Source organism: Staphylococcus sp. AS1337 (assembly GCF_051408735.1).
Lineage (GTDB): Bacteria > Bacillota > Bacilli > Staphylococcales > Staphylococcaceae > Staphylococcus > Staphylococcus xylosus_B.
Genome location: NZ_JBOIHZ010000003.1, coordinates 231,351 through 244,162, shown reverse-complemented (window position 1 = coordinate 244,162; position 12,812 = coordinate 231,351). Strand labels below are relative to the sequence as shown.

General features: G+C 32.3%; 13 protein-coding genes and 1 riboswitch. Of the genes, 8 read left to right on the top strand and 5 right to left on the bottom strand.

What is annotated here, in order from left to right:
• Nucleotides 1-12: 12 nt before the first annotated feature.
• Nucleotides 13-246, bottom strand: coding sequence for a DUF896 domain-containing protein (locus ACSUE0_RS06645; protein ID WP_119614824.1), 234 nt, complete (start codon nt 244-246; stop codon nt 13-15).
• A complete protein-coding gene (locus tag ACSUE0_RS06640; RefSeq protein WP_119614825.1) occupies nt 224-1,201 on the bottom strand; it encodes an LLM class oxidoreductase in 978 nt (325 codons plus the stop codon). Before ACSUE0_RS06640 ends, ACSUE0_RS06645 begins: the two co-directional genes overlap by 23 nt.
• A gap of 302 nt (nt 1,202-1,503) precedes the next feature.
• Between ACSUE0_RS06640 and ACSUE0_RS06635 the strand changes: the two genes are divergently transcribed.
• Nucleotides 1,504-2,295, top strand: a complete 792-nt coding sequence (locus ACSUE0_RS06635) for a trypsin-like serine peptidase (RefSeq protein ID WP_119614826.1) — start codon at nt 1,504-1,506, stop codon at nt 2,293-2,295.
• A 129-nt stretch (nt 2,296-2,424) separates the two neighbouring features.
• Here ACSUE0_RS06635 and ACSUE0_RS06630 read toward each other — a convergent pair whose 3' ends face one another.
• Both ACSUE0_RS06630 and ACSUE0_RS06625 read right to left on the bottom strand, forming a co-directional pair.
• Entirely contained in the window at nt 2,425-2,988 is a 564-nt protein-coding gene (locus tag ACSUE0_RS06630) for a TetR/AcrR family transcriptional regulator (RefSeq protein WP_119614827.1), read from the bottom strand.
• Nucleotides 2,989-3,168: 180 nt separating this feature from the next.
• Entirely contained in the window at nt 3,169-4,140 is a 972-nt protein-coding gene (locus ACSUE0_RS06625) for a DMT family transporter (protein WP_436956634.1), read from the bottom strand.
• Between the two features lie 356 nt (nt 4,141-4,496).
• On the opposite strand from ACSUE0_RS06625, the gene ACSUE0_RS06620 reads away from it, so the two are divergent.
• The 3 genes from ACSUE0_RS06620 to ACSUE0_RS06610 all read left to right on the top strand — a co-directional run bounded on the left by ACSUE0_RS06620 (nt 4,497) and on the right by ACSUE0_RS06610 (nt 7,695).
• Nucleotides 4,497-5,849 (top strand): amino acid permease, encoded by a 1,353-nt coding sequence (locus tag ACSUE0_RS06620; RefSeq protein ID WP_119614829.1) that lies wholly within the window; start codon nt 4,497-4,499, stop codon nt 5,847-5,849.
• Between the two features lie 56 nt (nt 5,850-5,905).
• Nucleotides 5,906-6,850 (top strand): nucleoside hydrolase, encoded by a 945-nt coding sequence (locus ACSUE0_RS06615; RefSeq protein WP_119614830.1) that lies wholly within the window; start codon nt 5,906-5,908, stop codon nt 6,848-6,850.
• A gap of 323 nt (nt 6,851-7,173) precedes the next feature.
• Nucleotides 7,174-7,695, top strand: coding sequence for a M23 family metallopeptidase (locus tag ACSUE0_RS06610; protein ID WP_430459424.1), 522 nt, complete (start codon nt 7,174-7,176; stop codon nt 7,693-7,695).
• Between the two features lie 105 nt (nt 7,696-7,800).
• Here the strand turns inward: ACSUE0_RS06610 and ACSUE0_RS06605 are convergent, their stop codons facing one another.
• Entirely contained in the window at nt 7,801-8,154 is a 354-nt protein-coding gene (locus ACSUE0_RS06605; protein ID WP_436956632.1) for a DUF488 domain-containing protein, read from the bottom strand.
• Between the two features lie 137 nt (nt 8,155-8,291).
• Here ACSUE0_RS06605 and ACSUE0_RS06600 point away from each other — a divergent pair, with 137 nt between their 5' ends.
• The 4 genes from ACSUE0_RS06600 (at nt 8,292) to ACSUE0_RS06585 (ending at nt 12,806) form a co-directional block, all read left to right on the top strand.
• Complete coding sequence (locus ACSUE0_RS06600) at nt 8,292-8,720, top strand: 6-pyruvoyl trahydropterin synthase family protein (protein ID WP_436956630.1); 429 nt, start codon at nt 8,292-8,294, stop codon at nt 8,718-8,720.
• Nucleotides 8,721-8,953: 233 nt separating this feature from the next.
• Complete coding sequence (locus ACSUE0_RS06595) at nt 8,954-9,997, top strand: PTS transporter subunit IIC (protein WP_436956628.1); 1,044 nt, start codon at nt 8,954-8,956, stop codon at nt 9,995-9,997.
• A 527-nt stretch (nt 9,998-10,524) separates the two neighbouring features.
• The gene (locus tag ACSUE0_RS06590) at nt 10,525-11,271 is read left to right on the top strand and encodes a transglycosylase (protein WP_436956627.1); all 747 of its coding nucleotides are present in this window, start codon (nt 10,525-10,527) and stop codon (nt 11,269-11,271) included.
• A gap of 208 nt (nt 11,272-11,479) precedes the next feature.
• A riboswitch (SAM riboswitch) is annotated at nt 11,480-11,589 on the top strand.
• Between the two features lie 59 nt (nt 11,590-11,648).
• On the top strand, nt 11,649-12,806 hold the full coding sequence (locus ACSUE0_RS06585) for an aminotransferase class I/II-fold pyridoxal phosphate-dependent enzyme (protein WP_119614548.1): 1,158 nt from the start codon (nt 11,649-11,651) through the stop codon (nt 12,804-12,806).
• Nucleotides 12,807-12,812: the final 6 nt, after the last annotated feature.

Genomic DNA, 12,812 nt, shown 5'->3' with positions numbered 1-12,812 from the left:
CTTTTTTGTGTTTTAATTAAGGTCTAATGTTCCCATTTCTTCACGTAATTTATAAACTTTATCAGGTGTGACATCTTCACCTAATGGATCAACTACTTTCATTGTTGAAAATGTATTAATAACTTGTCCACGAATCATTTGTAAATATTCTTGTCTTAATGTGTGTTGTTCTTTTTTTTCTTCAACACTCAATACTTCTACTTTTTCTTTATTTGCAAGTTCATTAATTCTGTCTAATAATGTCATTTTTATGTTCCTCCTGTAATAAGTGTGGCGGGAAATGTGGTATTACATAATCGCCAATTTCTGTTAATAATGATTTATATGATCTGCTATTTGATTTTAAATGTAACATAATATGATTTGTGCCGATTTTTTCATAGGCTTTTAGAATTTTTATTAAAGTATTTATACCTAACCGATAACCACCTTTAATAGGTTTCACTAATTCGTTCGGTTGGTTTGATAAATCTACAACAAGCGGATGCATAAATGGTTTGAAAGTATCATTGTTGTGCCAATCTTGAAGTAGCGCTTTCTGTTGTTGAAATGGTTGTGGGTAAAACATTAAGCCGTCCATATTGGACTTTAACCAAGACATTTGTTGTTTTGAATAGCCTGTGGCAAACATTGGGATATGTTTATGCTTTGGCAACATTTGTAGCCCTGAGTCTTCGTATAATTCAAATATTGAGTTCGATATATCTGGTGAATGTACTTGCCATAACTCATTTATAGCCATAATAGTATCTTGAAATTTTTCGGTTAACTGTTCTTCTTTTATCTTAAATGTAGGAAATTCAAATTTACGGTCTCCTGTTGCCATACCTAACAAAAAGCGCTCATTTGAAATTAAGTCAAGAGAAGTAGCTGCCTTAGCTATATGAATTGGATGACGTAATGTAGCAACAATGCTAGAGGTTCCGAGAGCGATTTTAGATGTTTTGGCACTGAGATAAGATAAAAATACAAACGGATCGTAGTTTGTCGTTACATTTCCTAGATGGGGACTATAAAGCGGACTGTCACGCACAAATAGGCTAGTAAATCCGAGTTCTTCAGCATATTGAGCTAACTCAATTTGATTTTCAAATGATAATTCACGGTCTTCTGAATTGTCGAAAGGAAATGCTAACCCTAAGGTCAAGTGATCCTTTTGAAAAGTTCGTTGGAATCCATGATGGTGTTGGATTGTTGTCACGTCTATCCCTCCTAACTTTTAATTTACAACACGAATCGTCTAACTAACACCTGTTGTATAAATGTATTGTATAACGTGTTTCTAATTAAAGCAAACAACATGTTTATGCATATATCGTGTAAACAACAAATAATCATAAATGTTGCTTAGATACGTAAAATCTTTATTTAATGAATATAAAGTATTCTATTTATAATGAGATGATTTTTCATAAAGAAATTTAAAATATAATATAATTTGATTATTTTTAGAAAATTCTTTAAATTGAAGAAGAGATTTATATTTTATTGGAGGGTTAATTTATGTTGAAAAGAATATTAATTAATAGTATCTCATGTGCTTTTATCGCTGTATTGTCATTAGCAATGTTTAATAGTGATAGTAAGGTTGATGCTCAGAGTACTAATGCTACAGCACAAGGTACTGAAGCAACGCAAAATACAGCAGAACGTCCTGCTGAAAACAAAGCAATGCCAAGAGTTATATTACCCAACGAAGATAGAACACAAATTGAAAATACAAACAGTGGACATTATCAATCTATTGGTTATATCAATATTGGAAACAATATCGCGACAGGTGTTGTAATAGATAAGAATACGGTGTTAACGAATAAGCATGTTGCAGACCTTTCGGATGGCAACATGACCTTTGCACCAGCTGCCAAAGATGCTAATACATTTCCTAATGGTACTTTTACTGAAAAAGAAATAAAAGCATACCCTGGTGAGGAAGATTTAGTGGTTGTTCATTTTAATGAAAATAAAAAGGGTCAATCAGTAGGTGATGTTGTTCAACCAGCAACGTTACAAGATGCTTCAAATGTTAGTGGAGGCGAACCTATAACGGTTACTGGGTATCCTGGAGATAAGTCACTAGCAACAATGTGGGAAAGTAAAGGAGAAATTTTAGCTAATAATAGTAATATACTTACATATGATGCGAGTACTTATGGTGGTAATTCTGGTTCACCACTCTTTAATGAAAATAATGAAGTTATTGGATTGCATCAAGGTGGTATTGAGGGTGAAAGTAATAGCGCAGTGGCGATAACAGGTAAAGTGTTAGATTTTATAAATGAAAATAGAGAATAAAGAATTAAAAAAATACATTTGATATGTTTGAAAATGTAAAGTGATATTTAAATTACAGTATAAAATATAAAGCGGAGCTATAAAATCAAAAATACCATTTGATTTTATAGCTCCGCTCTTTAAATATATTTAATTAGTATTTTGATTCATTAAGAAAGGAAGTGCTTGTTTAATATATGTTTGTGCTGGTAATTGACTCGTATGGAACCAATGCTTTGCTATTCCATAAAGCCCCCAAGACAAGAATCTTGCAGTTGTAGCAAGCGTTTCACGATTTTCGTTAACATGTTGTTGTACTAGCAGTGTTAGAAAGATATCCTCTAATTCTTCTTTTACTTTTTTTTCTACAACTTGACCATAAGCTTCACTATTTAATTTGCATTCGTTATGAGTTTCTTGAATATAGCTTGTGATAGTAATAAAACTTTTACATAGTGTTTCTTCATTGAGTTCCGTTGATACATTTAATGAATAATTTAAGTTTTTAAGTAAAGTTTCTGATAATGTATAATCCATGATGTCATATTTATCATAAAAATGAGCATAGAACGTTGCACGATTAACAGTTGCACGGTCTGTAATGTCTTTTACTGTTATGGATTGAAGTTTCTTTTCTTTTGCTATAGCTCGGAAGGCATCCATTAATAATTTTTTAGTTCTGGTAATTCTTGGGTCAACATGAGTTGTCGGCATTGACCTTGAACCTCCTTTAATTTATATCACTAGCAATGCTATTTGATATAAATTATCTTGCTTTCAAATAAGAATGTCAATGTGACTGTTTAGTTCAAATTGTAGATATAGTGTTCATTATATTTTATTAGTCATTTTTGAAAATGTATCAAATAGTATACATTGATATTATTTGATACATTAGTTGAATTTTTGAATATCACTATTGTTTTCTCTAATTTTGGCATTCATAAAGCTATAAACAAAAATACCTAATGTGATAATAATGATACCAATAATACTAATAGAATCTGGTAAAGGTAACCCCAGAAATAACATTTCACCAATGAGTGTAAAGATTATTTCAGTAGCTTGAGTTGCTTCAACAGCAGCTAATTTAGCTTGGTTGTTTTTTACTAAATTCGTAGCATAGAAAAAGAGTGTAGTCGCGATGATACCAGAAAATACAGCGACTAAAAAAGTTTGTAATACTTGATTAGAAGAGGGGAATCCACTTTTGAAAACACCGATTACAAAGATAATAATCCAGATAGGTAACGTAACTAAGGTCATACCATAAATACGTTCAATTGTTGTTAATTCATTGTCTACAAGTTCCATCATTTTACGGTTACCCAACGGATAACTGAAAGCTCCAATGATAAGTGGAACAACAGAGAGAATAAAGGTTTGCATTTCTATGGACGTAATTTGAGGTATTTGAACTAACACGACACCAAACACCATAACGCTAGAAGTACTAACAGAGCGCCAAGAAATACGTTCCCTAACTTTAACTAATTGTTTATCAAACTGAATATATTCATAAAATAAAGGTGCAAGTAATAAACCACATATAATTGTTAGTTGCCATGTTGCTGATATCAACCAACCTGGGCTGTAATTGGAGACAAATGTAATGGGAATATAGAAAAAGACGAAACCAAGAGTACTCCAAAGTAACCATTGTAAAAAGTACTTTTTAATATGTTCAAGTATGTATCCATGTCTTTTTTTAATATAAACAAAAATAAAAAGAAATGGGAACATAAATATAAAACGTAATGAAGCACTAAATAACCAATTGCCACCACTACTTGCCATAGAATGATTTAGAATAAAAGTGATTGAAAAAAATAATGCTCCGAGAATACCTATAAAAATCGCGCGCATCAAACCCCCCCTTAGATATGTATAAGTTAATATTTTTAATTTAACAGTTTTTATAATATAAGCAAGAGTAGAATATTTATAGGTGCGATATAAGTATTGTATAGAAAACTTTTAAAAAAATAATTTAAGTTGAAATATGAATATAGTTGATTTATGATTGTGATATTATGTAAGCGTATACATAAAGTGGTTTGACTTTTTTATTATTGAGTTAATAGTAAATATAATAGGAAAAATTATTTGCTAAAAGCATGTTAATACACTTTTAATGTGAATTTGGTGTAACGTTCTTGTTCAAGTGAAAAAGTAGTAAAATAGAAATGTGCGCATATTTCAAGGTTAAGGGGTTAGGAACTATGGCAGACAGATTAAAGAGAGAGTTAAGTAATAGGCATATACAATTAATTGCTATTGGTGGCGCAATAGGTACAGGTCTGTTCTTAGGAGCTGGACAGTCTATTAGTTTGGCAGGTCCATCAATTTTACTAACATATATTATCGTAGGATTTGCATTATTTATGTTTATGAGGGCTATGGGGGAAATGTTACTTTCAGATACAAAATTCAATTCATTTGCGGATATAACAAATGAATATGTTGGGCCGCTCGCTGGTTTTATTACTGGTTGGACTTATTGGTTAACATGGATTATTTCCGGTATGGCAGAGGTTACAGCCGTAGCTAAATATGTATCATTTTGGTATCCAGAAATTCCAAATTGGTTATCGGCATTAGCTTGTATCTTATTGCTAATGTCATTCAATTTACTAAGTACGAGATTGTTTGGAGAATTAGAATTTTGGTTTGCTATTATTAAAGTTGTTACTATCCTCGCATTGATTATTATAGGTATTGTTATGATTGTAATGGCTTATCAAACGCCATTTGGACATGCAAGTGTCTCTAATATTTACAATAATGGAGGGATTTTTCCCAACGGTATATCTGGATTTTTAATGTCATTCCAGATGGCGATTTTTTCTTTCCTTGGTATTGAAATGATTGGAATTACAGCAGGAGAAACTAAAAATCCTCATAAAACTATTCCACAAGCTATTAATAATGTACCATTTAGAATTCTAATATTTTATATCGGTGCTCTAGCAGTCATTATTTCTATTATACCTTGGAATCAATTAGATCCAGATAGCAGTCCGTTTGTTAAAGTTTTTGCGTTAGTCGGTATCCCATTTGCTGCAGGGATTATTAATTTTGTTGTATTAACTGCAGCGGCATCTGCTTGTAATAGTGGGATATTTGCAAATAGTAGAACATTGTTTGGATTAGCAGATAGAAAACAAGCACCACCTAAGTTCCAAGTAACGAATCGTAGAGGTGTACCTGTTACAGCGATTTTAGTGACATGTATATTATTGCTTTTTGCAGTACTACTAAATTATTTTATACCTAATGCGACAACTGTATTCGTTTATATTAGTACTGTTTCAACAGTATTAAACATATTTTTATGGACATTGATTATGATTGCGTATTATAGATATACACGAGCTCGACCTGATTTGCATAAAGGAAGTAAATTTAAAATGCCTGGTGGTAAAGTAATGGCATTATGTATCATCATATTTTTTGCTTTTATTTTTTGTGTATTATTTGTAAATCCAGAAACACGAATAGGTGTGATCTTTGCGCCATTGTGGTTAGTTGTACTTGCAATTATGTATAGACAGTACAAAAAACATGCAGTCTAATAACTTTTAACTTTGAAATATACACGTCATGTATTTTTATGATTGGAGTGAAGAATATGAGTAAAAAAATTATTATGGATTGTGATCCAGGTCATGATGACGCGATTGCGTTAATATTAGCAGGAGCTAAAAATAGTACGTTAGATATATTGGCTGTAACAACAGTGGCTGGTAATCAATCAGTTGAAAAAAATACCAAAAATGCTTTAAACGTATTGGAAGTAATGGGAAGAGGAGATATTAGTGTATCTGTCGGTGCTACAAGACCACTGATTAAGCCAGCTTCATTTGCATCACAAATACATGGTAATAGTGGATTAGACGGTCCAAAATTACCAGAAGTACCTTCGTTGAAACCAACGCAAAGTCATGCCGCTGATGTAATAATTGAAACACTAAAACATAGTGAAGAACCTGTAACGCTAGTGGCTACAGGCCCTTTAACGAATATTGCAACGGCTTTAATTAAGGATCCGCGTATTACGCAATATATAGATTCTATAACGATTATGGGTGGAGGAACCTTTGGAAATTGGACACCTACTGCAGAATTTAATATTTGGGTTGATGCTGAAGCGGCAAAACGTGTATTTGATTGTGGTGTGCCTATCAACGTGTTTGGCTTAGATGTAACGCATCAAGTATTGGCAAACGATACCATTATCAACAGGTTCAAAGCAATAGACAATCAAATTGCAAAATTTGTTGTAGAACTTTTAGAATTCTTTAAATCTACATACAAAACACACTTTAATATGGATGGTGGGCCTATACATGATGCTTGTACAATTTTGTATTTGTTGGAGCCCGATTTATTTACAATGCAACAAACACATATTGATATCGAACACCAAAGTGCGCTTACCTATGGAACGATGGCTGTTGATTTAAATAATATTACAAATAAGGAAAAAAATGCTTATTTTGCGACTGCTGTAAATGTTGAACGCGTATGGACATTAATGGAGGACATACTTAAAAGTTATAGTGATGACCAATAACTTTTAAGTATAGATATAAATAATGAAAACTTAAATGGGTATTGTATGCACACTGTTTGGTTGCGCTATAATACCATGTAAAATAATAATTGCGTAGTTTTGAGTTAATTGTGGCAGCGAAAATAAGAAATTGCATTTCCCTCCCAATTTTTATGTCAAACTAAAGTATGAGGTTCTTTTTAAGCGGATTATTAGTTTTTTGGAACTATAAAAAGTATACTTATGAACTAATAATAACTATTTAAAAGGTGATTCATTTAGTGAAAAATACGTTGAAAACAATTGTGCTATTAATCATTATAATCGTTCCATTTATTTTCTTGATGGCGAATATGGATTATATACAAAAAAGTATAAATGAAAATTTTTCAGAAATCAGTAACCAAAATAATAAAAATGAGCGATCGACATCTTATACAGATTTTTTTGATCGGAGCAGAGAAACAGAAAATTTTGGTAAATATGAGTTTAGCGGTTTTGATGGGAAACATTATGGGATAGATTATGATTTGCCTGAAGATACGCCGGTTAAAGCCGCAACAGATGGCAAGGTTACTCGCACATTTGAGAATGACTTAGGTGGCAAAGTAGTGCAAATAGCTGAAACGAACGGACGGTATCACCAATGGTATATGCATTTAAATCAATTTAAAGTTAAAGTAGGAGACAATGTACAAGCGGGAGATGTAATTGCACTTTCTGGTAATACAGGAGAACAAACGACTGGGTCTCACCTTCATTTTCAGAGAATGAATGGTGGCATTGGTAATGACTATGCAGAAGATCCTAAAGATTTTGTTGAAAAATTACCAGATGGTGAGAAAAGTCTATATGAACTAAAATGACTAGAATGTATATTGTAACATCATTATAAAAAAAACTACCGCTTACCCTAAGGTGCTGATAGGGTAAGCGGTAGTTTTACGTTCATTTATTTTAATTATAGTTGTTTACTGTAATAACGCTTGAAGCACAACAGCTTGATTATGCTTTTTATCTTTAGCGCCAAATAATAAAATGATATCTTTATAAGTCTCAGAAACTTTATTCTGCAATTCTTCAAATGCTTGTTTTTGGCTAATATTTTCGCGAAGTTCTTTCTCGTACTTTTCTTTAAAAGCAGCATATAACTTGGGATCATGGTTAAACCATTTTCTTAATTCAGAAGTTGGCGCTACTTCTTTGATCCAATGATCTAAATTTGCATCGTTCTTAGCTATACCTCTTGGCCATACGCGATCTACGAGTATCCGTAAGCCTTCTTGCTGTTTGTCTTCATAAATTCTTTGAATGTATACCGTCATGTAATAAATCTCCTCCAATGTTTACCTAATTAGTTTTATCATTACCTTTAAAAATTGAATAAGAAACATTTATGGATAAGTATGTACTTGTTATATAAAAGGGTATATTAATAAAAATGACTATAGGAGTGATCGTAATGACTAAATTTGATCATATTCAACCACCTGGCCAGTTTAAATATCGCAATGGTCAAGTTTTGATAAAGAATTATTATAAATTTACTTGTGATAATCGAATTTATTTTACAAATACAGTGCATAAAGACCTAGAAGATCAACAATATCAATTTAATATTGAGATTTTATCAGATATAGATATATATGGATTGGCATTAGATTTCAATGAAGTAGATAAATTATACCAAACAGAAATTGAACCGTATTTAGATGGTCAGTTGGTAAATGACACATTACCCGAAATGAATACAACTGCTGAAAATATTGCTATATGGATATGGGAACAATTTGAAAAAAGTTTACCTAAGGAGACCCAATTGCAAAAATTGGAATTTTTTGAAACAGCATCTCAAGGGCTGGTACTAACAACAAATTTAATGAAACACTAAAATTTGTTGATTATGAAAACGTGTTAATTATATATAGAAGTAGGTAGCCGAAAGTGAATTTAAAATTGAGATTTCGGCTACCTACTTTTTTATGCTGTAATATTTTGATCATAGTTGTGTAATTTTAGTTGTTAATTTGATATAAAAATATTTGAGGAAAATACAGGAACAATATTCTGAAAATTAAGAAAATGTGATATATTAGTATTTATTTCAGCTTAGGGGGAACTTCTATGATTAAAGTAAGTCCAAAACAATTTTTATATAATGTACTATCTGGTGTAGCAATTGCTATAGTAGCAGGGTTAATACCTAATGCTATATTAGGAGAACTATTTAAACTTTTCGCTCCTAAGTACCAGGTTTTTCAAACATTATTACAAGTAGTAGAAAGTATTCAATTTACTGTACCATTATTAGTTGGTGCACTTATAGCAATGCGATTCAATTTATCACCTTTAGCAACGGCTGTTGTGGCGAGCTCTGCTTTTGTGGGGAGTGGCGCAGCGCAATTTAAAGATGGTGCTTGGATGCTTGTAGGTGTTGGAGATCTTATTAACACAATGATCACTGCAGCAATTGCTGTATTTTTAATATTAGTCGTTGGAGAAAGATTTGGTAGTTTAACGTTAATTATTCTGCCGACCATTGTCGGTGTCATAGCTAGCTTTATTGGCGTAATTATATTGCCATATGTCCAAATGATTACAACTGGTATTGGTAATTTAGTCAATACATTTACAGAATTACAACCAGTATTGATGTCTATGCTTATTGCATTAGTATTTAGTTTTATAATTATTTCACCTATATCAACTGTAGCTACTGCATTAGCTATAGGTATTAGTGGTCTAGCGGCTGGTTCTGCTTCACTTGGAATTGTGGCATGTGAAGGTGCATTAGTTGCAGGGACGTTAAAGGTAAATAGAGCAGGCGTACCTCTGACAATCTTTTTAGGTGGTGTGAAAATGATGATACCTAATATGGTAAGGCATCCTATTATTTTACTACCAATCTTTTCAAATGCACTAATCACTGGTTTTGTTGGTGCGCTCATAGGAATTGGTGGAACAAAAGAATCAGCAGGTTTTGGAATTATTGGGCTTGTTGGGCCAATAAGTGCATTTAGATTTATGGAAGATTCAGTATTATTAAATTTAATATACGTATTTATTGCGTTTTTTGTAGTTCCATTTGTAATGGGGTATTTGATAAATACATTTTATATGAAAACGTTGAAATTATATGATAGAGAAATTTTTAAATTCTTGGCGTAAAATTATATATAATGTTTAAAATGTATAGTTGTTTTTGTAATATAATGTAATGTTTTGGATATTGGATAAAATAATAAAGTATATTAAAAAGGCCACAAAGCAGTGGTCTTTTTAAAATTTAGACAAAAAAAATTGCAAGTTTTACTCCAAAATATATATTTTTTATTCTTTTATTATTTTACAATTGTGTAACAAAAAGGTTTGTTGTAATAATTCAGATAATGTGAAACCGTTCGCTGATAAAGGGACGAAGCTTAATATATCAGTGCTATACACAATATATTTTGAAAACAATGCAAGAATTATGCATTACAAAACAAAACAATAGTATTTCAATGTTACAAAGAGTCTTTTCTTTTGTAACGTTTTGTTATGGAAGTGTAATATAAATAGGCGAAATATGTGTTATATTATTTGTGGCGAAAAAATAAAGCATAAAAATTAATCGATTTTAGCACATACGATAAATAATTTAACGAAAATATAATTTTACTTAAAAAGATTTTAATTTGGAGGATTTTTTAATTATGAAGAAAACAATTTTAGCATCATCATTAGCAGTAGCATTAGGTGTAACAGGATATGCAACAACAGCAGATCACAATCAAGCTCACGCTTCAGAAGAAAATATCGATAAAGCGCATTTAGCTGATTTAGCTCAAAACAATCCTGAAGAATTAAACCAAAAACCATTACACGCTGGCGCGTACAACTATAACTTCGTTTTAGGTGGAAATGAATATACATTCACTTCAAATGGTCAATCTTGGTCATGGAATTACACAGCTGCAGGTGCTCAAAGTGCAACTTCTAATTCAGTACAAGATGTAACTACTCAAGCAACTACAAATACTAATGAAACTTCAGCTAGCGAAGTAAGTGCTCAAAAACAATCAAGTAATAATCCAGTAGCAGCAGTTGAAGCTCCTAAAGCTTCATCTAACTCAAATGTTCAAACTGCACAAACAAGTGCTGCAACTAGAACTTATAAAGCTGCTCAAACATCAGCTGCATCAACTGGTGGATCAGTTAAAGCTCAATTCTTAGCTTCAGGTGGTACAGAAGCTATGTGGAATTCAATTGTAATGCCTGAATCAAGCGGTAACCCAAATGCTGTTAACCCAGCAGGTTACAGAGGTTTAGGTCAAACTAAAGAATCATGGGGAACTGGTTCAGTAGCTAGCCAAACTAAAGGTATGATTAACTACGGTGAAAGCCGTTACGGTTCAATGGAAGCAGCGATGGCTTTCCGTGCTTCTAATGGATGGTGGTAAGATCTAAATAACTAAATAGAAATGTTTAGTTATCTTAGGTTGAAAAACCCGGAACGTTTATGTTCCGGGTTTTATTATTTTATTTGATGCTTTTATGTGAGTGACATCTAGGTCTTATTATTCTATGAGATTTTGATGTCACTTTTTGTTTTATAAGTAGATTGACAAGCGTGAATATTCTGATAAAATTAATGGTAATTTAAAAATAAACTTATCCAGAGAAGCTGAGGGATTTGGCCTGATGAAGCTTCAGCAACAGACTTTTATATAAAAGTACTGTGCTACTTCCAGCAAGCGTTAATGCTTGAAAGATAGGTGACATGTGTAACTATATGCCACACAGGTCGGCATATAGTTTTTTTAATAGGAGGACTTTTATGGCAATTTCGGATAGATTGGCACAGATACCAGATAGTTATTTCGCAAAAACAATGGGACAGAAAGTAGAACATGGTCCTTTAGCTTTAATTAATATGGCTGTAGGTATTCCTGATGGTGAAACTCCCAAAGGAATTATTGACTGTTTTGCTGATGCGCTACGTCAGCCTGATAATCAAAAGTATGTTGCTTTCCATGGTAAAGACTCATTTAAACAAGCAATAGTAGATTTTTATCAAAGACAATTTCAAGTTGAATTAGATAAAGAAGATGAAGTGTGTATTCTATATGGTACTAAAAATGGTCTTGTAGGTTTACCTACATGTATCGTTAACCCAGGAGAAAATGTATTACTACCAGATCCAGGATATACGGATTATAAAGCAGGGGTGTTACTTGCCGATGCACAACCACAACCGCTCGTTTTAGAGCCGCCTTATTATTTGCCTCAGTGGGACAAAATAAGCAAAGAAACATTACTCAATACACGTTTAGTTTATTTGACTTATCCAAATAACCCGACAGGTTCAGTTGCTACAAAATCAGTATTTGAGGAAGCGATTGAGCGTTTTAAGGGAACAAAAACAAAGATCGTTCATGATTTTGCGTATAGTGCCTTTGGCTTTGATGCTAAAAATCCTAGTATATTGCAAGCAGATGGAGCAAAAGACCTAGCAGTAGAAGTATTTTCATTATCTAAAGGATATAATATGTCAGGTTTTAGAGTTGGATTTGCAGTAGGAAATAAAGATATTATACAAGCATTAAAAAAATATCAGTCACATACACATGCAGGTATGTTTGGTGCATTGCAGGACGCAGCAACATACGCTTTGAATAATTATGATGATTTTCTAGAAGAGCAAAATATAACATTTAAACGTCGTAGAAATGAATTTGAAGCTAAATTACAACAAGCGGACATACCTTTTGAACCAATGAAAGGTGGTATTTTCTTATGGTTGCGTACACCGACAGACTTTGATGGAGAAAGTTTTGTTGATTATTTATTACAAGAACAGTCAATTCTTGTTGCACCAGGTATACCATTTGGAGAACATGGAAAAAATTATGTGCGTATTTCTTTAGCTTTAGATGATGTATCGTTACTAGAGGCTGCGGAAAGAATACAATCGCTTAAGCACCTTTATGAATAGAATAAA

Coding starts and splice junctions, on each gene's coding strand:
- ACSUE0_RS06645 (WP_119614824.1), bottom strand. CDS start 246: ATGACATTATTAGACAGAATTAATGAACTTGCAAATAAAGAAAAAGTA.
- ACSUE0_RS06635 (WP_119614826.1), top strand. CDS start 1,504: ATGTTGAAAAGAATATTAATTAATAGTATCTCATGTGCTTTTATCGCT.
- ACSUE0_RS06630 (WP_119614827.1), bottom strand. CDS start 2,988: ATGCCGACAACTCATGTTGACCCAAGAATTACCAGAACTAAAAAATTA.
- ACSUE0_RS06625 (WP_436956634.1), bottom strand. CDS start 4,140: ATGCGCGCGATTTTTATAGGTATTCTCGGAGCATTATTTTTTTCAATC.
- ACSUE0_RS06620 (WP_119614829.1), top strand. CDS start 4,497: ATGGCAGACAGATTAAAGAGAGAGTTAAGTAATAGGCATATACAATTA.
- ACSUE0_RS06615 (WP_119614830.1), top strand. CDS start 5,906: ATGAGTAAAAAAATTATTATGGATTGTGATCCAGGTCATGATGACGCG.
- ACSUE0_RS06610 (WP_430459424.1), top strand. CDS start 7,174: ATGGCGAATATGGATTATATACAAAAAAGTATAAATGAAAATTTTTCA.
- ACSUE0_RS06605 (WP_436956632.1), bottom strand. CDS start 8,154: ATGACGGTATACATTCAAAGAATTTATGAAGACAAACAGCAAGAAGGC.
- ACSUE0_RS06600 (WP_436956630.1), top strand. CDS start 8,292: ATGACTAAATTTGATCATATTCAACCACCTGGCCAGTTTAAATATCGC.
- ACSUE0_RS06595 (WP_436956628.1), top strand. CDS start 8,954: ATGATTAAAGTAAGTCCAAAACAATTTTTATATAATGTACTATCTGGT.
- ACSUE0_RS06590 (WP_436956627.1), top strand. CDS start 10,525: ATGAAGAAAACAATTTTAGCATCATCATTAGCAGTAGCATTAGGTGTA.
- ACSUE0_RS06585 (WP_119614548.1), top strand. CDS start 11,649: ATGGCAATTTCGGATAGATTGGCACAGATACCAGATAGTTATTTCGCA.